At 72.9% G+C, this 21,073-nt stretch carries 22 protein-coding genes; 8 read left to right on the top strand and 14 right to left on the bottom strand.

The features are described 5' to 3' along the window. The first annotated feature begins 73 nt into the window (after positions 1 to 73). The 3 genes from ACIP67_RS35930 to ACIP67_RS35920 all read left to right on the top strand — a co-directional run bounded on the left by ACIP67_RS35930 (position 74) and on the right by ACIP67_RS35920 (position 2,292). Positions 74 to 994 carry an ATP-binding cassette domain-containing protein gene (locus tag ACIP67_RS35930; RefSeq protein WP_401697537.1) on the top strand — a complete coding sequence of 307 codons (921 nt, stop codon included), beginning with the start codon at positions 74 to 76 and terminating at the stop codon, positions 992 to 994. A gap of 1 nt (position 995) precedes the next feature. Then, the gene (locus tag ACIP67_RS35925; RefSeq protein ID WP_401697536.1) at positions 996 to 1,721 is read left to right on the top strand and encodes an ABC transporter permease; all 726 of its coding nucleotides are present in this window, start codon (positions 996 to 998) and stop codon (positions 1,719 to 1,721) included. A gap of 127 nt (positions 1,722 to 1,848) precedes the next feature. Next, positions 1,849 to 2,292, top strand: coding sequence for a hypothetical protein (locus ACIP67_RS35920; RefSeq protein WP_401697534.1), 444 nt, complete (start codon positions 1,849 to 1,851; stop codon positions 2,290 to 2,292). Here ACIP67_RS35920 and mug read toward each other — a convergent pair. From mug to ACIP67_RS35885, 7 genes are all read right to left on the bottom strand, one after another. Continuing rightward, a complete protein-coding gene (mug, locus tag ACIP67_RS35915; RefSeq protein WP_401697660.1) occupies positions 2,270 to 2,845 on the bottom strand; it encodes a G/U mismatch-specific DNA glycosylase in 576 nt (191 codons plus the stop codon). The two genes, ACIP67_RS35920 and mug, sit on opposite strands and share 23 nt — an antisense overlap. After that, the gene (gene purB, locus ACIP67_RS35910; RefSeq protein WP_401697532.1) at positions 2,842 to 4,284 is read right to left on the bottom strand and encodes an adenylosuccinate lyase; all 1,443 of its coding nucleotides are present in this window, start codon (positions 4,282 to 4,284) and stop codon (positions 2,842 to 2,844) included. Before purB ends, mug begins: the two co-directional genes overlap by 4 nt. A gap of 193 nt (positions 4,285 to 4,477) precedes the next feature. Next, positions 4,478 to 4,801 carry a hypothetical protein gene (locus ACIP67_RS35905; protein WP_401697531.1) on the bottom strand — a complete coding sequence of 108 codons (324 nt, stop codon included), beginning with the start codon at positions 4,799 to 4,801 and terminating at the stop codon, positions 4,478 to 4,480. Positions 4,802 to 4,920: 119 nt separating this feature from the next. Continuing rightward, positions 4,921 to 5,709, bottom strand: coding sequence for an SGNH/GDSL hydrolase family protein (locus ACIP67_RS35900; protein ID WP_401697530.1), 789 nt, complete (start codon positions 5,707 to 5,709; stop codon positions 4,921 to 4,923). A gap of 219 nt (positions 5,710 to 5,928) precedes the next feature. Further along, entirely contained in the window at positions 5,929 to 6,942 is a 1,014-nt protein-coding gene (locus ACIP67_RS35895) for a hemolysin family protein (protein WP_401697529.1), read from the bottom strand. Beyond that, positions 6,939 to 8,273, bottom strand: coding sequence for a hemolysin family protein (locus ACIP67_RS35890; RefSeq protein WP_401697528.1), 1,335 nt, complete (start codon positions 8,271 to 8,273; stop codon positions 6,939 to 6,941). The genes ACIP67_RS35895 and ACIP67_RS35890 overlap by 4 nt, the downstream gene beginning before the upstream one ends. Positions 8,274 to 8,450: 177 nt before the next feature. After that, the gene (locus ACIP67_RS35885) at positions 8,451 to 8,876 is read right to left on the bottom strand and encodes a GNAT family N-acetyltransferase (RefSeq protein WP_401697527.1); all 426 of its coding nucleotides are present in this window, start codon (positions 8,874 to 8,876) and stop codon (positions 8,451 to 8,453) included. Between the two features lie 560 nt (positions 8,877 to 9,436). On the opposite strand from ACIP67_RS35885, the gene lspA reads away from it, so the two are divergent. Continuing rightward, positions 9,437 to 10,033 (top strand): signal peptidase II, encoded by a 597-nt coding sequence (gene lspA / locus ACIP67_RS35880; protein ID WP_401697526.1) that lies wholly within the window; start codon positions 9,437 to 9,439, stop codon positions 10,031 to 10,033. A 128-nt stretch (positions 10,034 to 10,161) separates the two neighbouring features. Here lspA and ACIP67_RS35875 read toward each other — a convergent pair whose 3' ends face one another. Further along, complete coding sequence (locus tag ACIP67_RS35875; protein ID WP_401697525.1) at positions 10,162 to 12,726, bottom strand: ABC transporter permease; 2,565 nt, start codon at positions 12,724 to 12,726, stop codon at positions 10,162 to 10,164. A 4-nt stretch (positions 12,727 to 12,730) separates the two neighbouring features. Next, positions 12,731 to 13,765, bottom strand: a complete 1,035-nt coding sequence (locus ACIP67_RS35870) for an ATP-binding cassette domain-containing protein (protein WP_401697524.1) — start codon at positions 13,763 to 13,765, stop codon at positions 12,731 to 12,733. A gap of 138 nt (positions 13,766 to 13,903) precedes the next feature. On the opposite strand from ACIP67_RS35870, the gene ACIP67_RS35865 reads away from it, so the two are divergent. Beyond that, a complete protein-coding gene (locus ACIP67_RS35865; protein WP_401697523.1) occupies positions 13,904 to 14,191 on the top strand; it encodes a toxin-antitoxin system HicB family antitoxin in 288 nt (95 codons plus the stop codon). A 4-nt stretch (positions 14,192 to 14,195) separates the two neighbouring features. Then, a complete protein-coding gene (locus ACIP67_RS35860) occupies positions 14,196 to 14,570 on the top strand; it encodes a fic family toxin-antitoxin system, toxin component (protein ID WP_401697522.1) in 375 nt (124 codons plus the stop codon). Between the two features lie 29 nt (positions 14,571 to 14,599). Here ACIP67_RS35860 and bioD read toward each other — a convergent pair whose 3' ends face one another. Genes bioD through bioB form a run of 3 tightly spaced genes read right to left on the bottom strand, consistent with a single transcriptional unit; the run spans position 14,600 to position 17,920 of the window. Continuing rightward, complete coding sequence (bioD, locus tag ACIP67_RS35855; RefSeq protein WP_401697659.1) at positions 14,600 to 15,403, bottom strand: dethiobiotin synthase; 804 nt, start codon at positions 15,401 to 15,403, stop codon at positions 14,600 to 14,602. Positions 15,404 to 15,405: 2 nt separating this feature from the next. Then, positions 15,406 to 16,686, bottom strand: a complete 1,281-nt coding sequence (locus ACIP67_RS35850; RefSeq protein WP_401697521.1) for an adenosylmethionine--8-amino-7-oxononanoate transaminase — start codon at positions 16,684 to 16,686, stop codon at positions 15,406 to 15,408. Beyond that, positions 16,679 to 17,920, bottom strand: a complete 1,242-nt coding sequence (gene bioB, locus ACIP67_RS35845) for a biotin synthase BioB (protein WP_401697520.1) — start codon at positions 17,918 to 17,920, stop codon at positions 16,679 to 16,681. Before bioB ends, ACIP67_RS35850 begins: the two co-directional genes overlap by 8 nt. Positions 17,921 to 18,069: 149 nt before the next feature. Between bioB and ACIP67_RS35840 the strand changes: the two genes are divergently transcribed. Then, positions 18,070 to 19,197: an 8-amino-7-oxononanoate synthase gene (locus ACIP67_RS35840; protein ID WP_401697518.1), complete on the top strand. Its 1,128-nt coding sequence runs from the start codon at positions 18,070 to 18,072 to the stop codon at positions 19,195 to 19,197. A 71-nt stretch (positions 19,198 to 19,268) separates the two neighbouring features. On the opposite strand, the gene ACIP67_RS35835 is transcribed toward ACIP67_RS35840, so the two are convergent. Together ACIP67_RS35835 and ACIP67_RS35830 are read right to left on the bottom strand one after the other, a co-directional pair. Beyond that, positions 19,269 to 19,511: a DUF397 domain-containing protein gene (locus tag ACIP67_RS35835; protein ID WP_401697517.1), complete on the bottom strand. Its 243-nt coding sequence runs from the start codon at positions 19,509 to 19,511 to the stop codon at positions 19,269 to 19,271. A 9-nt stretch (positions 19,512 to 19,520) separates the two neighbouring features. Then, complete coding sequence (locus tag ACIP67_RS35830; protein ID WP_401697515.1) at positions 19,521 to 20,381, bottom strand: helix-turn-helix domain-containing protein; 861 nt, start codon at positions 20,379 to 20,381, stop codon at positions 19,521 to 19,523. A gap of 212 nt (positions 20,382 to 20,593) precedes the next feature. Between ACIP67_RS35830 and ACIP67_RS35825 the strand changes: the two genes are divergently transcribed. Continuing rightward, on the top strand, positions 20,594 to 21,052 hold the full coding sequence (locus ACIP67_RS35825) for an ATP-binding protein (RefSeq protein ID WP_401697513.1): 459 nt from the start codon (positions 20,594 to 20,596) through the stop codon (positions 21,050 to 21,052). The last annotated feature ends 21 nt before the right edge of the window (positions 21,053 to 21,073 follow it).

Raw genomic sequence — 21,073 nt, 5'->3', positions numbered from 1 at the left:
TCCCCCGCACGGGGGAGACGGACTCCACCGCCGGGGGAGGCCCTCCGCCCCGCCCGACGGCCATGCTCCGGCCATGACCAGCATCGAAGTCCGGAACCTCACCAAGGAGTACGGCACCCGGCGAGCCGTCGACGACCTCACCTTCGACGTCCTCCCCGGCCGCGTCACCGGCTTCCTCGGCCCCAACGGCGCCGGGAAGTCCACCACCATGCGGCTCGTGCTCGGCCTCGACCGGCCGGCCTCCGGCTCCGCCACCCTCGGCGGCCGCCTGTACAGCACCTTCCGCGCACCCCTGCGCCACGTGGGCGCGCTCCTCGACGCGCAGGCCGCGCACGGCTCCCGTACCGGACGCGACCACCTGCTGACCCTGGCGGTGAGCAACCGCATCCCGCGCGGCCGGGTCGACGAGGTGCTGCAGGAGACGGGTCTGGCGTCGGTGGCGCGGCGCCGGGTGAAGACGTACTCCCTGGGCATGCGCCAGCGCCTCGGCATCGCGGCGGCCCTGCTCGGCGACCCCGAGGTGGTCCTGCTCGACGAACCCTCCAACGGCCTCGACCCCGAAGGCATCGTCTGGATCCGGGCGTTGCTGCGCCGGCTCGCGGGGGAGGGCCGTACGGTCCTGGTCTCCAGCCACCTCATGAACGAGACCGCGTCCTTCGCCGACCACCTTGTCGTCCTGGGCCGGGGACGCCTCCTGGCCGACACCCCGATGCGGGAGTTCATCGACGCGCGCGTGCGCCCCCGCGTACGGGTCCGCACCACGGACCCCGTCGCGCTCGGCCGCGCCCTGGCCCCGCACGGCCACCGCGCCGTGGAACACGAGGACGGGCACTGGACCGTCGACCACGCGCGCGTGGACGACATCGGACGGCTCACGTCCGCCGCGGGAGTGCCGGTCCTGGAACTCGCCACGGAGGCGGGAACGCTGGAGCAGGCCTACCTCGATCTGACGTCGACCGAGACCGAGTTCACCGCGCGGCCGCAGGAGGCCTGACATGTCGTTCGCACCCGTCCTCCACTCCGAGTGGCTGAAGATCCGCACGCTCCGCTCGTTGCTCGGGGCGCTGCTCGCGCTCTCCGCGGCGACCACGGCGTTCTCCGCGGTCGCGGGCGTCTCCGAGACGTCCGACCCGGAGTTCGACCCGCTGTTCATGGCCCTGTCCGGTGTCACACCCGGTCAGATCGCCGCGATCTCCTTCGGTGCCATGGCCGTGTCCGCGGAGTTCCACGGGGGCGCGCTGCGGCTCTCGCTCGCCGCGGTGCCGCGGCGCGGACGGTGGTTCGCGGCGAAGGCGACGGCGATCGCCGTACCGGTGCTGGCCGTCGGGCTGGTCACGGCCTTCACCGCCCTCGTCGCCGCCAGGGCGGGGCTCGGCGACGCGGCGAGCGGTCTCACCGTGGGCGAGCAGGCGCGCGGTGTCGTGGGCTGCGCTGTCTACCTGACCCTGATGGCGCTCCTCGCGGCCGGTCTCACGGCCGTGCTGCGCAGTGGGGTGGGCGCGCTGTCCCTGCTGATCCCGTTCCTCATCGTGGTCTCGTTCGTGATCGGGGACGTCGCCGGCGCAGCCACCGACTTCCTGCCCGACAAGGCGGGCCAGGTGGTCCTGTACGAGACGCACGACGGCTCGCTCGGACCGTGGTCCGGGCTCGGGGTGACGGCGCTGTGGACCGCCGCCGCGCTCCTCGCGGGCGCGTGGAGCGTGCGGCGCAGGGACGCCTGACGCGGGCGGTCCGATCCACGACGCCTGATCCGCGACGCCCGATCCGCGACGCACGCTCCACGACGCCCGATCCGCACGGTGGCTGACGCCACGCCACTTGTCAGTGGCGGCCTGTTTACTGGCTCGCATGGACATCGCACGCTGCCTCGCCACCGTCGACCTGCTGTGCGCCCGGGACCTCCCCGCGGAGCACGGCAGGACGGACGTGGGCACGGGCGGACCCGGTTATCTCGTCGCCGAGTTACAGACCAGCGGCGACTTCTGGGAGGACGACGGGACGGAGTGGGAGGAGACGGAGGCGCAGTACGAGGCCGACCGGGACGGGCTGACGGAGCGGCTCGCCGACCGCTGGGGCCCACCGCACCGCATCAGTCTGGCGAGCACGCTGGAGCGGTCCATGGACGGCGAGGACATACCCGAGCCCTGGGCCTCGCTCAGCGCGCACGTACCGGACCTCCACCTGTGGCGGTCGCCGGACACCGCGCGCTGGATAGCCCTCGGGGTCTCCCAGTGGGACAAGGAGCTGCCGTTCCAGCTGCTCGCCGTCGTCACCGAGACGGATCCCCCGTAGCGGGCGGATCCGTCTCGGCCGCGACCCGCAGCCGCGCGAACTCCTCCGCCATCGTCGCCGCCGTCCAATGGGCGTTGAGCCCGCTGGGATTGGGCAGCACCCACACCCGCGTGTCCCCGATGACCCGCTCCTGCGGGCCCACCGTGGCCTTGCGGTCGTCGAACGCCGCCCGGTAGGCCGTGACGCCCACCACGGCCAGCCGGCGCGGCTTCAGCCGGGCCACCTTCTCCGCCAGCAGCCGCCCGCCCTCGCGGTACTCCTCCGCCGTGATCTCGTCGGCGCGGGCGCTGGCCCGCGCGACCACGTTGGTGATGCCGAGCCCGTACTCCAGCAGCTCCCGCTGCTCCGCCGGCTTCAGCAGGCGCGGCGTGAAACCCGACAGGTGCAGCACCGGCCAGAAGCGGTTGCCGGGGCGGGCGAAGTGGTGGCCGGTCGCCGCCGTCATCAGCCCCGGGTTGATCCCGCAGAACAGCACACGCAGACCGCCCGCGACCACGTCCGGGACGAGACGGTCGCGGGCGGCCTCCAGGTCCGCCTGGGTGAAGCGGGTCAGAGGATCGCTCCGGGGGTGTAACCCGCGGCCTCGGGGCGCTGCTTCACGATCTCCTCGATCCGGCCGACGACGAGGGCCACCTGGTCGGCGGCGGCACCCGTGAAGGACAGCTTGTCGGCCATCAGCGCGTCGAGCCCGGCGCGGTCCAGCGGGATGCGCTCGTCGGCCGCGAGCCGGTCCAGCAGCTCGTTGCGCTCGGCGCCCTGCTCGCGCATCGCCAGCGCGCACGACACGGCGTTCTCCTTGATCGCCTCGTGTGCGATCTCCCGGCCCACGCCCGCGCGCACCGCGCCCATCAGCACCTTGGTGGTGGCGAGGAACGGCAGGTAGCGGTCCAGCTCACGCGCCACGACCGCCGGGAAGGCGCCGAACTCGTCGAGCACCGTCAGGAACGTCTCCAGCAGGCCGTCCAGGGCGAAGAACGCGTCGGGGAGCGCCACCCGGCGGACCACCGAGCAGGACACGTCGCCCTCGTTCCACTGGTCGCCGGCCAGCTCGCCCGTCATCGAGGCGTAGCCGCGCAGGATCACCATCAGGCCGTTGACGCGCTCGCAGGAGCGGGTGTTCATCTTGTGCGGCATCGCGGAGGAGCCGACCTGGCCCGGCTTGAAGCCCTCGGTCACCAGCTCGTGCCCGGCCATCAGCCGGACCGTCTTCGCCAGCGACGACGGCGCCGCCGCCAGCTGCACCAGCGCGGTGACGACCTCGTAGTCCAGCGACCGCGGGTACACCTGGCCGACCGAGGTGAAGGCCTGGGCGAAGCCCAGGTGGTCGGCGATGCGCTGCTCCAGCCCGGCCAGCTTGGATGCGTCCCCGCCGAGCAGGTCCAGCATGTCCTGCGCGGTGCCGACCGGGCCCTTGATGCCGCGCAGCGGGTAACGGCCCAGCAGCTCCTCGACCCGCCCGTACGCCACGAGCAGCTCGTCGGCGGCGCTCGCGAACCGCTTGCCGAGGGTGGTGGCCTGCGCGGCCACGTTGTGGGAGCGGCCGGCCATGACCAGCTCGCCGTACTCGCCGGCCAGCTTGCCCAGACGGGCGAGGACGGCCACCGTACGGTCGCGCATCAGCTCCAGCGAGAGGCGGATCTGGAGCTGTTCGACGTTCTCGGTGAGGTCGCGGGAGGTCATGCCCTTGTGCACGTGCTCGTGCCCGGCGAGGTCGTTGAACTCCTCGATCCGCGCCTTCACGTCGTGTCGCGTGACCTTCTCGCGCTCGGCGATGGAGGCCAGGTCGACCTGGTCGAGGACGCGCTCGTAGTCGGCGATCGCCGCGTCGGGCACCTCGATCCCGAGGTCCTTCTGCGCCTTCAGCACGGCGAGCCAGAGCTGACGCTCCAGCCTCACCTTGTGCTCGGGCGACCAGAGCGTGGCGAGCTCGGCGGAGGCGTAGCGTCCGGCGAGGACGTTCGGGATGCGGGGCTTGGCGGGAGCGGAAGTCACGTGTACGGAGTTTACCTACCGTCCACAGTGGTCCGTCACCGTCTACGCAGTGTGAGAACGCCCAGGTCAGGGGCGGTCGATGCGGTCACGTCACGAACAGTGCGTGACAGGTGTGTGACAGGGGCGGCCCCGCCCCGGTGGCCTTCCACCGGGGCGGGGCCGTGTTCCGGACGCTCCGCCGGGCCCGTGCGGCTCAGCAGTACCGCCGCTCGGCCCGGGCGTACCCGGAGCTGTAGCCGTCGGCGTAGCCGCGCGTGTAGTCGTCGTTGCTGAAGGCGTACTTCTTCGCCTTCTCGCGCCGGCAGTCGTCCCTGGCGTCCGCGTACCCGTCGCGGAAACCGTCCCTGAAGCCCCGTCGGTAGTCCCATGGACTGGCCACCACCGTGGACACGCCGGCGTGAGGTGTGCTCGGCGTGGCCGCCGATGCCTGCTGGAGGGTGACAGGGGTGAGGACCACGCCGACGGCGAGGAGGAGGGAACCGAGGGCTGTGGCCCGCTTTCCGCTGTGTGCACGCATGACTGTCCCCTTTCGGGGCGTGGGTCAATTGGTCACATTCCACTTTATTCACCCGAGCGGGTGCCGCAACTCGCCATGTTCGATGGCGAATTATCGACGTGCCGTTCTCCGTCGCACACCTACGCCGGCGGGACCTCGTAGGGCAGCAGCTCGGGGCGCTTGGGGGGCAGTCCGTCGCCGGACGAGCGGCCGGTGAGCCGGCGGCCTATCCACGGCAGCAGGTGCCGCCGGGCGAACCGGGCGTCCGCCACGCGCCGCGTGAGCCAGCCCGGCGGCAGCGTCGCGGGCATCGGCGTGTGCCAGTCGGTGTCCTCGGCCTCGTGGCCGAGTGCCTGCCAGACCGCCTCGGCGACCCGGCGGTGGCCCTCGGCCGTCAGGTGCAGCCGGTCCACGTCCCACATCCGCGGGTCGCCCAGGGAGGGGGCGCCGTACAGGTCGACGACCAGGGCGTCGTGGCGGGCGGCGAGGCCGTCGACGCAGGCGAACAGCTCCTCCATGCGCGGCCTGAACCGCTCCAGGACCGGGCCCTGCCGGCCGGGGCTGCGCATCAGCACCAGCCGCTTGCAGGACGGGGCCAGCCGCTCCACGGCCTCCGTCAGCAGGCCCGTGACCCGGCCCATGTCGCACTTCGGGCGCAGGGTGTCGTTCAGGCCGCCGACCAGGGTGATCACATCGGCGCCCATCGCGGCGGCCACGTCCACCTGCTCCTCGACGATCTGGCCGATCAGCTTGCCGCGCACCGCGAGGTTGGCGTACCGGAAGCCGGGCGTGCGGGCCGCCATCCGGCCCGCCAGGAGGTCCGCCCAGCCGCGGTAGGTGCCGTCGGGCAGCAGGTCCGACATGCCCTCGGTGAACGAGTCGCCGACCGCGACCAGGCTGGAGTACGGGGGTGTGGTGTTCGTCTGCATGGCGTCAGCGATGGTATCCCGCCGGGCATACCCAGCGGTCGGTCACCCCTGCCGCCCGCAGCCGCTCACCTCCCGCGCCCGCAGCCGCTCACCTCCCGCGCCCGCGCCCGCTCACCTCCCGCGCCCGCGCCCGCTCACCTCCCGCGCCCGCGCCCGCTCACCTCCCGCGCCCGCGCCCGCTCACCTCCCGCGCCCGCGCCCGCTCACCCCGCCCCCCGCTCAGGCCCGCTGCCCGAACAGCTCGCGCAGCACGTCCTCCATGGTCACCAGCCCGGCGAGCCGCCCGTCGGCGCCGATCACGGCCGCCAGGTGCGTCCGGCTGCCCCGCATGGCCGTGAGGACGTCGTCCAGGGGCGTCGTCTCCCGCACGCGCGCGATGGGCCGCAGGTCCCGCAGCCGGAACGCCTCGTCCCGGGGCGAGGCGTCGAGCGCGTCCTTCACGTGCAGGTACCCGACGATCCGGCGGCCCTCGTCGACGACGGGGAAGCGGGAGAACCCCGACTCGCCCGCGAGCCGCTCCAGCCCGTCCGGAGTGACGCCCACGCGCGCGTAGACGACCCGTTCCAGGGGGACGACGACGTCCCGCACCGGGCGCCGGCCCAGTTCCAGGGCGTCGTGCAGCCGCTCCTGGGCACGGTCGTCGAGGAGGCCGGCCTCCCCCGCGTCCTTGACGATCTGGGCCAGCTCCGCGTCCGAGAACGTGGCGGTGACCTCGTTCTTGGCCTCGATCCGCAGCAGCTTCAGCAGCGCGTTGGCGAAGGCGTTGATCGCGAAGATCACCGGACGCAGCGCCCGGGAGAGCGCGACCAGCGGCGGGCCGAGCAGCAGCGCGCTGCGCACCGGCTCGGCGAGCGCGATGTTCTTCGGCACCATCTCGCCCAGCAGCATGTGCAGGTACGTCGCCAGGGTCAGCGCGATCACGAAGGACACCGCGTGACCGGCCCCCTCGGGCACGCCGACCGCGTGGAACACCGGTTCCAGCAGGTGCTCGATCGCCGGTTCGGCGACCACACCGAGGACCAGGGTGCACAGCGTGATGCCGAGCTGGGCGGCCGCCATCAGCGCGGACACGTGCTCCAGGCCCCACAGCACGCTCCGGGCGCGCCGGTCGCCCTGTTCGGCGTACGGCTCGATCTGCGAGCGGCGTACGGAGATCAGCGCGAACTCCGCGCCGACGAAGAAGGCGTTGACGACCAGGGTCGCCAGGCCGATCAGCAACTGGACGGCGGTCACCGGCCGACCTCCTGTTCCGACGGGTCGTCGAGCGGCGCGTGCAGCAGCACCCGCGCGGCCCGGTGGCCGGACGCGTCGACCACGTCCATGCGCCAGCCGGCGGCCTCGACCCGGTCACCGACGGCCGGTATACGGCCCAGCTCGGTGGCGACCAGGCCGGCGAGCGTCTCGTAGGGGCCCTCCGGGACGTGCAGGCCCACGCGCGCGAGCTGGTCGGTGCGGGCGGCTCCGTCGGCGGTGTACAGGGCGCGGCCGGCGTCGTCCGTGCCCGCGGGGGCGAGGTCGGGCGTCTCGTGCGGGTCGTGCTCGTCACGGACCTCGCCGACGACTTCCTCGACGATGTCCTCCAGGGTCGCCACCCCGGCCGTTCCGCCGTACTCGTCGATGACCACGGCCATCGTCCGCTTGCCGGACAGCCGGTCCAGGAGACGGTCCACGGTCAGGCTCTCGGGCACCAGCAGCGGTTCGCGCATGATCTCGGCGACGGGCACGCGGGTACGGCGCTCCGCGGGCATCGCGATGACGTCCTTGACGTGGGCGGTGCCGACCACCTGGTCCAGGCTGTCCCGGTAGACGGGGAAGCGGGACAGACCGGTCGCCCGGGTCGCGTTCGCGACGTCCTCGCAGGTGGCCCGCGCCTCCAGGGCGACGACCTGGACGCGCGGTGTCATCACGTTCTCCGCGGTCAGGTCGGCCAGGTTCAGCGTGCGCACGAACAGCTCGGCGGTGTCCGCCTCCAGCGCGCCCTGCTTGGCGGAGTGCCGGGCCAGCGCGACCAGCTCCTGGGGGCCGCGGGCGGAGGCCAGCTCCTCGGCGGGCTCCAGCCCGAACCGGCGCACCACACGGTTCGCCGTGTTGTTCAGGTGCGTGATGAAGGGGCGGAAGGCGGCGCTGAACCAGCGCTGGGCGTTGCCCACCCGCTTGGCCACGGCCAGCGGCGAGGAGATCGCCCAGTTCTTCGGGACGAGCTCGCCGACGACCATCAGGAACACCGTCGACAGGGCTGTGCCCAGCACCAGCGCGACGGAGCTCGCCGCGGTGGCGGACAGACCGGCCGACTCCAGCGGCCCGGAGATCAGCGCGGCGATCGACGGCTCGGCGAGCATGCCGACGACCAGGTTGGTGACGGTGATGCCGAGCTGGGCGCCGGACAGCTGGAACGTGAGGTTGCGCACGGCCTTCAGGGCACCGGCCGCGCCGGTCTCGCCCCGCTCGACGGCCCGCTCCAGCTCGCTGCGCTCCACGGTCGTCAGCGAGAACTCGGCCGCGACGAAGGCGCCGCACGCGAGGGACAGCAGGATCGCCACCAGCAGCAGGAGGACTTCCGTCATCGTGTCACCTCCGTCCCATGGTCGGACAGGGCAGGGAGGATCGCGCGATGTCGCGTACTGGGAGGCTCGCCCATGGGCGGACGCTCACACCTTTCACGTTTCGGGACGGTAGGGGGACCGTACGATCCGCACGGTCCCCCAAGTGTAAAGGATCGGCAAAGCTGCTGGTGGGTGAGGTCAGTCGGTGAGCGGCTTCACCCAGCGCCGCCAGCGCTCCTCCGGCGTGTACCCCGCGGCCCGCCAGGCATGGTGCGCGGTCTCGTTCCGTGTCAGCACCATGGCGTCGCCGCGCCGCCCGCCCAGCCGGACGAACCGCTCCTCCGCGGCGGCCAGCAGCGCCGAGCCGATCCCCTGGCGGCGGTGGTGCGGATGCACCGCCAGCCGGTACAGGTGGCAGCGCCACCCGTCGAACCCGGCGATCACCGTGCCGGCCAGCCGCCCGTCCCGCTCGGCCAGGATCAGAGCGTCCGGGTCACGGGCGACCAGCCGCTCCACGCCCTCCCGGTCGTCACTGATGCTCGTGCCCTCGGCGGCGGTCTTCCAGAAGTCCAGCACGGCGTCGAGGTCGTCGGGCGTCGCGGCCCGTATCTGCAGTTCAGACATGCCGATGATCACACCACGGAGCACGGACCGAACGGCGGAATTCCAGCATCCGGACGGTTGTCAGCGGCCCCGCAGTTCCGCGATCACGGGCGCGAAGGCCTCCCTGTACGGATCCGGCACCGTCAGGCAGGAGAACCCGTAACCCGCGCCGGGCGAGCACCTGCGCGACGATCTCCCGCAGTGTGCCGACCGACAGGATGGGCGGCTCCGGCGCCTTTTCCGGCGTCAGGTGCGCCGTCCGCTGCGCTGCAGGAGGGGCCGGACGGCAGCCTCACGGTCCTAGGTGACGACCACCCTCTGGACGAGCAGGTCGAGCTCCGCCGGTTCCTCGCGCCCGCGCGCCGGCTCCCGGTAGCGCGCCACGCGCTCGTCGAGGGCGCCGGCCTTTGGTGAGGGTCCGCCAGTTATCGGGATGGGCGAAGCCGTGCTCGACCGGTGCCCGTCCGACGGCGAGGACGCGGACTGACCGCAGTGGTGTGAAAGCCGGAGCCGAGCACCTGCTGGACGTTTCACCCCGCAGGCTCTTGTAGTGTGGTCGTGTTTAGGGCGGCTCGGCATCCATGGAGCGGATCATCACTACCGACAATGCCTCGCAATCCCAGCCCGAGACCGCAACGCGTGCTGTTGATGAGCGCGCACTGGCTCAGGGCCCACTGACCGCTCTGCTGACGGCGGCCGCTCTCACCTACACCTTGGACCTCGGCAGCAAGCTTGTGGCTGTCTCGCGCTGGGAAGGCCAGGAGCCCGTCGCCATAGCGGGCCGCGTGCTCACGCTGCACGTGTTCCGTAACTCGGGTGCGGCTTTCAGTACGGGCCAGGCTTTCACGGCTGTGTTCACGGCGATCGCGGTCGCGATCGTCGTGGTCATCGTGCGTGTCGCGCGTAGGCTTCAGAGCCTTCCGTGGGCTGTCGCCCTGGGCCTTCTGCTGGGGGGCGCGCTCGGCAATCTGACTGACCGGATCTTCCGGGCGCCGGGGGTCTTTCGCGGGCACGTCGTCGACTTCATCTCCGTTGAGCACTTCGCGGTGTTCAATCTCGCCGATTCGGCCATTGTCTGCGGCGGTGCCCTGATGGTCCTCCTGTCGATCCGGGGCACTTCCCTGGACGGCTCGCCCCCGAAAGATCGGCAGGACCGGAGCATTCTCGCTCCACGGTGAGACGCTCCAGACCCGAGAGCTCGACTGGTGCGGTGCGGTGCGGTGCGGTGCGGTGCGCGGTGCGTGCTTCCATCGTGCGTGGGCTTCCGCAGCGCTGTCGTCAGGTGCGGGCACCCGCCCCGCTGCGGTCACTCGTGCGCTATGGCCGCCAGCACGTTCATCCGTGAGGCGCGCAGCGCCGGCAGCAGTGCCGCCACGACGCCGACCACCGCCGAGCCGACGACGACCACGACGACCGTCCCCCACGGGATCGCCAGCGCCTTCATGCCCTCCAGGGCCAGCACCCGCTGGATGCACACGCCCCACACCAGCCCCAGCCCGAGCCCCAGCACGGCGCCGAACACCGCGATCACCACCGCCTCCAGCCGGATCATCCGGCGCACCTGCCGCCGCGCCAGCCCGATGGCCCGCAGCAGCCCGATCTCCCGGGTCCGCTCCACCACCGACAGCGCCAGGGTGTTGACCACCCCGAGCACCGCGATGACGATCGCGAGCCCGAGCAGCGCGTACACCAGGTACAGCAGCACGGCGATCTGGCCGTGGACCAGCTCCTTGTAGTCGGCCTGGTCGCGCACCTGCACCTGCGGATACGGCTGCAGCGCCCGCTCCAGCCGGGGCCGCAGCTCGTCGGCGTCGGTGCCGGGGGCGGCGTTCAGGTACAGCACCGAGTCCTGGCCCCCGGGCACGTACTCCTCGACGGTCGCGGCGTTGAGGAACAGTCCGCCCCGCATGCCGAAGCCCTCGGTGTCCTGGTCGGTGAGCGCGCCCACCCTCAGCGGGACGGTCCGGTCGCCGGGGAACCGCACTGGCAGCACGCTGCCGATCCGCACGCCGTGCTCCGCGGCGAAGTCCGCGTCCATGCCGATCGCGCCGTCGGCCAGCGCGGCCGCCGAGTCACCCCGCGCGTACCGGACCCGGGCGACCTCGTCGACCCGGTCGTCGTACCCGGCGGCCGTCGTCTCGAGCCGCTCGCCGTCGGGCAGCCGCACGGCGACCGGCGCGAACCGCTGCCGTACGACGACCCCGACGCCGTCCGTGGCACGCACCCGGTCGGTCACCTCCCGCGGGAACGGCGTGAAGCCGGCGTCCTGGACGACGAAGTCGGCGCCGAGCGTCTCGTCGATCTGCCGGTCGAACGACTCCGACATCGAGGCGCTCGCCACCGACATGCCGCCCACCAGGGCGAGGCCCACCATGAGGGCGGCGGCGGTCGCGCCCGTGCGGCGCGGGTTGCGCAGCGCGTTGCGCCGGCTCATCCGGCCGACCGCGCCGAACAGGACCGGGAAACCCGCGCCGAGCACCCGGATCACCGGACGCACCAGCAGCGGGCCCGCCACGACGGTGGCGACGAGCGTGAGGACGACCCCCAGACCCAGCAGCGAGGCCGCCGTCGCCGTACGGGACGCGGTCACGCAGCCCACCAGGGCGGCGGCACCGAGCCCGCCGACGACCGCCCCCGCCACCGCGCGCACCCGCAGCGGCCGTCCCACACCGGCGACCTCCGCGTCCGCGAGGGCCGCCATGGGCGACACGGCCGCCGCGCGTCGGGCCGGGAGGTAGGCGGCCACGAAGGTGACGCCGACGCCGACGGCGTACGCCGACACCGGGGTCGCCCAGCCGACGACCATCTCCGTGGTCTTGAGGTTCATACCGAGCGCGCTCATCAGCCGGATCAGACCGGCCGCCAGACCGATGCCGGCCGCGAGGCCCAGCGTCGAGCCGGCCAGGCCCAGCAGCACCGCCTCGGTGAGCACCGAGCGCCGTACCTGACGCCGGTCCGCGCCGAGCGCGCGGAGCAGGCCCAGCTCACGGGTCCGCTGGGCGACCAGCATCGCGAACGTGTTGACGATCAGGAACACGCCCACCAGCACGGCGATCCCGGCGAAACCGAGCATCACGTACTTGATGACGTCGAGGAACCCGCCCAGCTCCTCCGCCGCCGACTTCGCCTGCTCGTCGGCCGTCTGCACGACGTAGGGGCCGGAGCCGACCGCGGCGGCGACGCGGCGCTTCAGCTCGGCGTCGGTCACGCCCTCCGCCGCGTCGACGGAGATGCCGGTGGCCAGGTCGGGCGAGCCCAGGAGCCGTGGGGCGGCCACCGCGGGGTCGAGGAAGACCAGGGCGGCGCCCGGGTTGGTGGTCCGGAAGGTGGCGATGCCGACGACGCGGACCGGGAACGACCCGGGCTGGGCCATCACCGTCAGCGTGTCGCCGATCTCCACGTCCTTGCGGCCGGCGGTGTCGGCGTCGATCAGGGCCTCCCCGGCGCCGCGCGGGGCGCGGCCGGAGGTCAGCTCCACGGCGCTGCGTTCGGTGACGTACCAGTCGGAGGCGATGGTCGGCGCTCCGCCGGACCGGCCCACGGACGTGTGGGCGGCGTCGACGACCGTGATGTTCTCCACGCTGACGTCGGCGTGGGCCGAGGCCACTCCGGCGGTGCGGGCCACCCGGTCGGCCAGGGCGGCGGGCAGGGTCCGGACCGCGCCGGTGGGCACGGAGGCGGTCAGGTCCTCCTCCGGCTCGACCGTCACATCGGCCGACGTGGACGCGAAGAGGCGGTCGAAGGTGCGCGCCACCGTGTCGGAGAAGATCAGGCTGCCCGCGACGAACGCCACCGACAGCACGACGGCGAGGGCGGACAGCAGCAGGCGGCCCTTGTGCGCGAGGAAGCTCCGGAGCGTGGCCCGCAGCACCGGCTCAGCCCTTTCCGGCGGGCTCGCCCGGAGCCGTGCCGGGCTCGTCCGGGGCCGCGCCGGCCTGGGCGGCAGGAGCCGTGCCGGGCTCGCCTGGAGCCGTGCCGGACTTGTCCTGGGCTGTGCCGGGCTCGTCCGGGGCCGCGCCGGCCTGGGCGGCAGGAGCCGTGCCGGACTCGTCCGGAGCCGTGCCGGGCTCCCCCGGATCCGTGCCGGACCTGTCCTGGGCTGTGCCGGGCTCGGCCGGGGCCGCGCCGGCCTGGGTGCGGATTCCGTCGAAGCGTTTCATGCGCTCCAGCACCGTCTCCGCCGTCGGACGCCCCATCTCGTCCACGATCCGTCCGTCGGCGAGGAAGAGCACCAGATCGGAGTGGGCGGCGGCACCCGGGTCGTGGGTGACCATGACGACGGTCTGGCCCAGGCCGTCCACGGCCTCCCGGAGGAAGGCGAGGACCTCCAGGCCGGCGCGCGAGTCCAGGTTGCCGGTCGGCTCGTCCGCGAAGATCAGCTCCGGGCGGGAGGCGAGCGCCCGCGCGCAGGCCACGCGCTGCTGCTGACCGCCGGACAGCTGGGCGGGCCGGTGCTTGAGACGGTCCCGCAGCCCCAGCGTGTCGATCACCCGGTCCAGCCACTCCCGGTCCGGCTCACGCCCCGCGATGTCCATCGGCAGCGTGATGTTCTCGGCCGCGTCGAGGGTCGGGATCAGGTTGAACGACTGGAACATGAACCCGACCCGGTCGCGGCGCAGCCGGGTCAGCTCCCGCTCCTTCAGCCCCGTGATCTCGGTGTCGCCGAGCCACACCTGCCCGCCCGAGACGGTGTCGAGCCCGGCCAGACAGTGCATCAGCGTGGACTTCCCCGAGCCCGACGGCCCCATCACGGCGGTGAAGCGTCCCCGCGCGATGTCCACGTCCACCGAGTCCAGCGCCAGCACGGCGGTCTCGCCCGAGCCGTAGGCCTTGGTCAGCGCACGGGCCCGGGCCGCCACGCCGTCGGCCGACGCCAGGCCGGGGGCGTGCCGCACAGCAGGTGTGGACAAGGCTGCCTCCTCGATCGGGGGGACGTGCCGACGTGCCGGTTCCGACGAGCGTAGTGTGACCGGGCGCACACCCGGTATCCCTTTTGCCCACCTGACCGCCCTTGCCGGTGCTAGCGTTCCGGCGCTAGCGTCGACGGTATGGCGAAGACCCAGCTGAACGTCCGCGTCGACGAGGGTACGGCCCGCGCCGCCCGCGAGCGGGCCACCGCGCGCGGCATGAGCGTCAACCGCTACATCGAAGAGCTGGTCCGACAGGACACCGGCGAGGCGGGCCACACCTTCCTGGAGGCCGCGGCCGACTTCATGAAGCAGTACGAGACCGTCTTCGCCGAGGAATTCGGCGCGGCCCGCGAGGGCCGAACGGCCGAGGGCCGCACGGCCGGGAGCGGCACGGCCGGGAGCGGCACGCACGAAGGTGGCCGCTGACCCCTTGGACGACCTGACCATCGACCTCGCCTGGCTGCTGATGCTCGCCGAGCAGAAGACGCCGGGAGACCCCCAGGTCACCGACTGGGGAGCACTGGTCGCGGCGGTGGCGCGCCACCAGGCCGAGATCTTCGACGTCCCCGTCTACGACACCCCGCACGCCCGCGCGGCGTCGCTGCTCCAGCTCCTCCTCCACGTCCCCGCGCTGGAGCGCTCCAACGCCCTCTTCGCCTGCTCCGTCGCCTACGCCTACCTCGTGGCCAGCGGGGTGAAGGTCGTCACCTCGCCCGAGCAGGTCCGCGACCTGGCCCGCCTGGTCAAGAACGGTGAGGCGTCGGTGCACGACATCGCCCGGGAGCTGCGCCAGTGGAGCCGGTGAGGGTCGGCCCGTGCCGGACGCCGGCGCCCTCAGACCTGAGCCGCCGCACCTGACACACCCGCCGCACCTGACACACCCGCCGCACCTGACGCACCCCCCGCGTCCGCCACGCCCGCCGCATTCGCTACGGCCCGGCGGAACGCCTCCGCCTCCCACGTCCCCTCCAGGCGCGCCGCCAGCCAACCCGGCGCCCGCTCACGGAAGTCGGCGGGCGTCAGCGTCCCGGCGCCGGCGGGCAGTGCCCCCAGCAGCGGGGCTCCCGCGACCTCCGGGAGGTCGGTGACGTTGCACCGCATCGCCAGATCGGGGGAGCCGGGCCAGCTGCCGATGACCACACCCAGCAACTCCACGCCACGACGCCGGAGTTCACGGGCCGTCAGTTCGGTGGTGTTCAGCGTGCCCAGGCCCGCCGACGCCACCACCAGCACCGGCGCCCGCAGCATCTCCGCGGCGTCGGCCAGGGTCCCGCCGGTCTCGTCGAAGCGGACGAGCAGCCCGCCCGCGCCCTCGACGAGGACCAGGTCGTGCTCGGTGGCCAGCTTCTCCGCGGCTTCGGCGACCCGACGCGGACGCACCGGTTCCCGGCCGGCCCGCCGGGCGGCGGTCGCCGGGGCCAACGGGTCGGGGTAGCGGGCGAGTTCGGCGGTCGTGACGGCGCCCGCGAGCCGCGCGACCTCGTCGGCGTCCCCGCACTCGTCCGGCCGTACGCCGGTCTGGGCGGCCTTCAGCACGGCCACCGACCGGCCCGCCGCGAGCGCCGACGCGGCGAGGGCCGCGGTCGTGACCGTCTTGCCGATCTCCGTACCCGTCCCCGTGATCACCAGGATCGGCATGTTCATCCCTCCCGCGCCGCGGCGCACACCGCGCGCGCGATCCGTGCCACGTCCGCGTCGTCCGTGACGTACGGCGGCATCGTGTAGACGAGGTCGCGGAACGGCCGCAGCCACACGCCCTCCCGTACGGCGGCGTCCGTGGCGGCCTTCATGTCGACGGCGTGGTCCAGCTGGACGACACCGATGGCCCCGAGGACCCGTACGTCCTTCACGCCCGGCACCTCCCGGGCGGGGGCCAGCCCCTCCCGCAGGCCGGTCCCGATCCGCTCGACCTCCGCGAGCCAGTCCTGGCCGAGCAGCAGCTCGATCGAGGCGCAGGCGACGGCCGCCGCCAGCGGGTTGCCCATGAAGGTGGGGCCGTGGGCGAGCACCGGGACCTCGCCCCGCGAGATCCCGTCGGCCACCCGTGCCGTGCACAGGGTGGCCGCCATGGTCAGGTAACCACCGGTCAGCGCCTTGCCGACGCACATCACGTCCGGTGTCACCGCGGCGTGCTCCGCCGCGAACAGGGCGCCCGTACGCCCGAACCCGGTCGCGATCTCGTCGAACACCAGCAGGACGTCGTGCGCGTCGCACGCCTCGCGCAGCACCCGCAGGTACGCGGGGGAGTGGAACCGCATCCCCCCGGCCCCCTGCACCACCGGCTCGACGATCACCGCGGCCAGGTCGTCGGCGTGCCGTTCGATCGCCGAGCGCAGCCGCTCCGCGTACGCCTCGTCGTGGTCGGCGGGCGGCGCGTCCACGAACACCTGGCGGGGCAGCACCCCGGCCCACAGGTCGTGCATGCCGCCCTCGGGGTCGCACACCGACATCGGCTGCCAGGTGTCGCCGTGGTAGCCACCGCGCCAGGTCAGCAGCCGCCGCTTGCCGGGCCGGCCCAGCGAACGCCAGTACTGGAGGCACATCTTGACCGCGACCTCGACGGACACCGATCCCGAGTCGGCGAGGAAGACGTGCTCCAGCCCTGCCGGCGACATGTCGACGAGGAGCTTCACCAGCCGAACGGCGGGCTCGTGGGTGAGCCCGCCGAACATCACGTGGCTCATCCGGCCGAGCTGCGCGCGCACCGCCTCGTTCAGCACCGGGTGGTTGTAGCCGTGGATCGCCGACCACCAGGACGCCATGCCGTCGACCAGCTCGCCCGAGCCGTCGGCGAGCCGCAGCCGGACCCCGCTCGCCGACTCCACGACGAGCGGCTCGGCCCGGCCGGGCATCGGACCGTACGGATGCCACACGTGCCGCCGGTCGAGATCCAGCAGCTCCGGCACGTTCGGGTCAGGCATTGGGCGCGAGGTCCGTCCCGGCACCCCGGCGGCGTACGGCGACCAGGTCCGTGCGGGGCTCGCCGGCCGCCGCCACCGGAGCGGAGCCACAGACGCCGCCCACCTCGTGCGACCCGCAGCCCGCGCCCTCGTGCGACCCGCACCCGGCGGTGCCGTGCGATCCGCACCCGGCGTTCCCGTGCGATCCGCCGCCCCCGCCCCCGCAGTCCCCGAAGTCGCCGCCGGCGGCGACGCGGTGCTCCGGCAGCGTCACCTGTTCCGCGCCCTCCACCTCGAAGCCGGCGTCCGCGATCATCTCCAGGTCGGCCCGGCCCGCCTGGCCCTCGCTGGTGAGGTAGTCGCCCAGGAAGATCGAGTTGGCCAGGTGCAGCGCGAGCGGCTGCATCGTGCGCAGATGGACCTCGCGCCCGCCCGCGATACGCACCTCGACGTCCGGGCACACGAACCGCACCATCGCCAGGATGCGCAGGCACCGCTGCGGGGTGAGGTTCCACTCCTTGGCGAGCGGGGTGCCCTCGAAGGGGATCAGGAAGTTGACCGGGACCGAGTCCGGGTCCAGCTCGCGCAGCGAGAAGACCACGTCGACCAGGTCCTCGTCGCTCTCGCCCATGCCGGCGATCAGCCCGGAGCAGGCGGACAGGCCCGCCGCGTGCGCCTTGTGGACCGTGTCCACCCGGTCGGCGTACGTGTGCGTGGTCGTGATGTCCGCGTACGTCCCCTCGGACGTGTTCAGGTTGTGGTTGTAGGCGTCGGCGCCCGCCGCGCGCAGCCGCTCCGCCTGTCCCTCGGAGAGCAGACCGAGACAGGCGCACACCTCGACCTCCTCGTTCCGCTCCTTGATGGCCTTGATGGTCTCGGAGACCCGGTCCACGTCCCGGTCCGTCGGACCGCGCCCGCTCGCCACCAGGCACACCCGCTTCGCGCCGCCGGCCAGCCCCGCGGCCGCCGCCTCGGAGGCCTCGTCGGGCTTGAGCCAGGTGTACTTGAGGATCCCGGCGGTGGAGCCGAGCCGCTGGGAGCAGTAGGAGCAGTCCTCGGGGCACAGCCCCGACTTGAGGTTGACGAGGTAGTTGAGCTTCACCCGTCGCCCGAACCAGTGCCGGCGCACCCGGCCGGCCGCGGCCACCACGTCGAGCAGGTCGTCGTCGGACGTCGCGAGGACGGCCAGCGCTTCCGCACGGGTCGGCAGCTCGCGCCGAAGCCCCTTGTCCACCAGCGTGTTCAACAGGTCCATGAGAGCCGATCCTGTCCTACCGAACCACTCCGGGCCAAGGTAGGGATCACACAACACGCCCGCTGCGACGTGTGGGTAGTGCCACACCATGGGCGGCCACACCTGCCGCTAGTGTCTGTCCGCTACCTACAAAAGCACCGGAGGACCCCATGGCGTTCGGCTGGATCGACGAGCAGGCGGAGCTGCGCCGCCGCGCCGGACTCGTACGGACCCTGCGTCCCCGGCCGGCCGACTCGCCGCTCCTCGACCTCGCGAGCAACGACTACCTGGGCCTGGCCCGTCACCCGGAGGTCACCGAGGGCGCGGCGCGGGCCGCCCGGACCTGGGGCGCCGGTGCCACCGGCTCCCGTCTCGTCACCGGCACCACCGAACTCCACGCCGAGCTGGAACGGGAACTGGCCGGCTTCTGCGGCTTCGAGGCGGCCCTGGTCCTCTCCTCCGGCTACGCCGCGAACCTGGCGGCGGTCACCGCGCTGGCCCCGCACGGCACCCTGATCGTCTCGGACGCCGGGAACCACGCCTCGCTCATCGACGGCTGCCGGCTGGCCCGCGGCACCACGCAGGTCGTCGCGCACGCCGACCCGGACGCCGTGCGCAAGGCGCTCGGCACGCACCCGGGCCCGGCGCTGACGGTCTCCGACACGGTGTTCTCGGTCGACGGCGACGCGGCGCCGCTGGCCGCCCTCGCCGAGGTGTGCCGGGAGCACGGGGCCGGGCTGGTCGTCGACGACGCCCACGGGCTCGGCGTCCTCGGCGCCGGCGGGCGCGGCGCCCCGCACGCCGCGGGACTGGCCGGCGCCGGCGACGTCGTCGTCACGGTCACGCTGTCCAAGTCGCTCGGCAGCCAGGGCGGGGCCGTGCTCGGACCCGCGCGGGTGATCGAGCACCTGGTGAACGCGGCCCGGACGTTCATCTTCGACACCGGTCTCGCCCCCGCGGCGGCGGGGGCGGCCCTGGCGGCCCTGCGGCTGCTGCGCCGCGAACCGGAACGCGCGGCACGCGCGCGTGCGGTCGCGGGCGACCTGCACGCGCGGCTGACGGCCGCGGGTCTGGAGGCGGTGCGTCCGGACGCCGCGGTCGTCTCCGTGCGTGCGCCGTCCCCGGAGCGGGCCGTGCGCTGGGCGGCGGACTGCCGGGCGGCAGGCCTGACCGTCGGCTGCTTCCGTCCTCCCTCCGTGCCCGACGGCGTCTCACGCCTGAGGCTGACCGCCCGTGCGGACCTCTCCGAGGCGCAGATCGAACGCGCTGTACGAGTGATCGGCGAGACACGGCCATGAGTCGGCGTGACACGGCCGGGCGGCGCCGGGATACGGGTGGGGGGCAGGGGTCCGGACGGTCCGGACGAAGGTCAGCGGAACGTGGCCGTGAAGCCCGTCCAGCTCTCGGGGGAGAAGAGCAGGGCGGGTCCGGCCGGGTCCTTGGAGTCGCGTACGGCGAGCAGGCCGGCCCACGGTCCGGTCTCCGGGCGGGCCGTCTCCACGCAGTTGTTGGCTCCCGTGCTGTAGCTGCTGCGCAGCCACCGCAGACCCTGCGGACGGCGGCGGTCGTGCAGGTCGGTACTGGAGGGTACGTTCCGAGGCAGTGCAGTCATGGTGCCTCCTTACGTGCCGGCGGCTTTCGCGGCGATGTATTCCAGTGTGTCCTCGGGTGAAAGGGCGTGCGCCCGAAGGGCGTCGAAGGCCTCGGTGTAGGCCTGGAGGTGTTCTTTCCGTTCGAGATAGAGGCTACTCGTCAAGTGGTCGAGAACAACCACATCCAGATCAGAAGTGCTCGTAAACGAGAAGATAACGAAAGAACCTGTGACTCCGATATGAGCTCCGGCACTGAACGGCAGTACCTGGAGCGTCACTTGGGGAAGCCGGCCCGCCTCCACGAGCCGTTCCAGCTGCCGGGCCATGACCTCCGGGCCGCCCACCTCCCGACGCAGCACGGCCTCGTCCAGCACCGCGTTCAGCGTCAGCGGCGGCTGTGCGCGCAGTACGTCCTGGCGGGCCAGCCGCACCTCCACCAGGGTGTCCAACTGGTCGTCGTCGGCGCCCTCGACAGCGGCCCTCGTCACCGCCCGCGCGTACTCGGGCGTCTGGAGCAGCCCCGGGACCACGGTCGTCTCCAGGGTGCGCATCGCGCTCGCCTGCGACTCCAGGCTGATGAAGTCCCGGTAGGCGGGCGGCAGTACGCCACGGTAGGCGTGCACCCAGTGATCCCGTCCGCCGCTGTCGGCGGACCCCGCCAGCGCCAGCATGAGCTCCCGCATCCGGGGATCGGACACGCCGTAGGCGTCGAGGAGTAACCGCACATCGGCGGGTTTCGTACCGCTGGTGCCGGTCTCGATCCGGCTCACCTTCGACTGGTGCCAGCCCACGAGCCGGGCCGCCTCGCCACTGGTCAGGCCGAGGCGGGCGCGCAGGGCCCGCAGTTCGGCGCCCAGTTTCCGGCGGCGCACCGCGGGACCGTGCTGCATGGAGTTCTCCTTACTCCCTACGAGCCGTCCAAATACGCTCTGCCGTGGCAGAGTTCACCGCATCGAGCGACAGATATATGCACATCTTGGGGGATCGCCACCGGTGGCGGCCCGCTGATGGCAATCTGGCGACGAAGCACCAGTCCGGGACCGTACTCGAACCATCCGCACCGTGTCGGACTCCGGTCCCGTGGGAAAGGGACGGCACCGCCATGGCAGACCATCTGGAAGCATCCCTCACTCTGCCGAGCGATCCCGCCTCGGTGTCCACGGCTCGCGCGTTCGTGCTGACCACGCTGGGGGGATGGGGTCTTCCCGCGGAGGCGGAGACGGCCGACACCGTCCGCCTCATCGTCTCCGAGCTCGCCACCAACGCTGTACAGCACACCTTCGGACAGTCGCCCACCTTCAGGGTGGACCTCCGGCTCGACCGGGACGAGCTGCTGCGCATCGGCGTCACGGACAGCCACCCGCGCTTCCCCAGGCGCCTGCCGGCCGCCGTCCAGCAGGACAACGGCCGTGGCCTGGTGATCATCCGGTGGCTGACCGCGGAGTGCGGTGGCAGACTCCGCGTCCGCCCCACCCGCGAGGGCGGCAAGACCATCTGCGTCGACCTCCCGTGGACGGTGCCCGTGGAGCCGGTGGCGACGGCGGGCCAACAGGAACCTTGACCCCGCTCGGATTCCGGTGGC

Origin of the sequence: Streptomyces sp. NPDC088812 (assembly GCF_044750285.1) — a bacterium.
Lineage (GTDB): Bacteria > Actinomycetota > Actinomycetes > Streptomycetales > Streptomycetaceae > Streptomyces.
Note: the sequence above shows the minus strand (reverse complement) of the source record. Positions and strands in the feature narration are given on the sequence as shown.

Coding starts and splice junctions, on each gene's coding strand:
- ACIP67_RS35930 (WP_401697537.1), top strand. CDS start 74: ATGACCAGCATCGAAGTCCGGAACCTCACCAAGGAGTACGGCACCCGG.
- ACIP67_RS35925 (WP_401697536.1), top strand. CDS start 996: ATGTCGTTCGCACCCGTCCTCCACTCCGAGTGGCTGAAGATCCGCACG.
- ACIP67_RS35920 (WP_401697534.1), top strand. CDS start 1,849: ATGGACATCGCACGCTGCCTCGCCACCGTCGACCTGCTGTGCGCCCGG.
- ACIP67_RS35905 (WP_401697531.1), bottom strand. CDS start 4,801: ATGCGTGCACACAGCGGAAAGCGGGCCACAGCCCTCGGTTCCCTCCTC.
- ACIP67_RS35900 (WP_401697530.1), bottom strand. CDS start 5,709: ATGCAGACGAACACCACACCCCCGTACTCCAGCCTGGTCGCGGTCGGC.
- ACIP67_RS35890 (WP_401697528.1), bottom strand. CDS start 8,273: ATGACGGAAGTCCTCCTGCTGCTGGTGGCGATCCTGCTGTCCCTCGCG.
- ACIP67_RS35885 (WP_401697527.1), bottom strand. CDS start 8,876: ATGTCTGAACTGCAGATACGGGCCGCGACGCCCGACGACCTCGACGCC.
- lspA (WP_401697526.1), top strand. CDS start 9,437: ATGGAGCGGATCATCACTACCGACAATGCCTCGCAATCCCAGCCCGAG.
- ACIP67_RS35865 (WP_401697523.1), top strand. CDS start 13,904: ATGGCGAAGACCCAGCTGAACGTCCGCGTCGACGAGGGTACGGCCCGC.
- bioD (WP_401697659.1), bottom strand. CDS start 15,403: ATGCCGATCCTGGTGATCACGGGGACGGGTACGGAGATCGGCAAGACG.
- ACIP67_RS35850 (WP_401697521.1), bottom strand. CDS start 16,686: ATGCCTGACCCGAACGTGCCGGAGCTGCTGGATCTCGACCGGCGGCAC.
- bioB (WP_401697520.1), bottom strand. CDS start 17,920: ATGGACCTGTTGAACACGCTGGTGGACAAGGGGCTTCGGCGCGAGCTG.
- ACIP67_RS35840 (WP_401697518.1), top strand. CDS start 18,070: ATGGCGTTCGGCTGGATCGACGAGCAGGCGGAGCTGCGCCGCCGCGCC.
- ACIP67_RS35835 (WP_401697517.1), bottom strand. CDS start 19,511: ATGACTGCACTGCCTCGGAACGTACCCTCCAGTACCGACCTGCACGAC.
- ACIP67_RS35830 (WP_401697515.1), bottom strand. CDS start 20,381: ATGCAGCACGGTCCCGCGGTGCGCCGCCGGAAACTGGGCGCCGAACTG.
- ACIP67_RS35825 (WP_401697513.1), top strand. CDS start 20,594: ATGGCAGACCATCTGGAAGCATCCCTCACTCTGCCGAGCGATCCCGCC.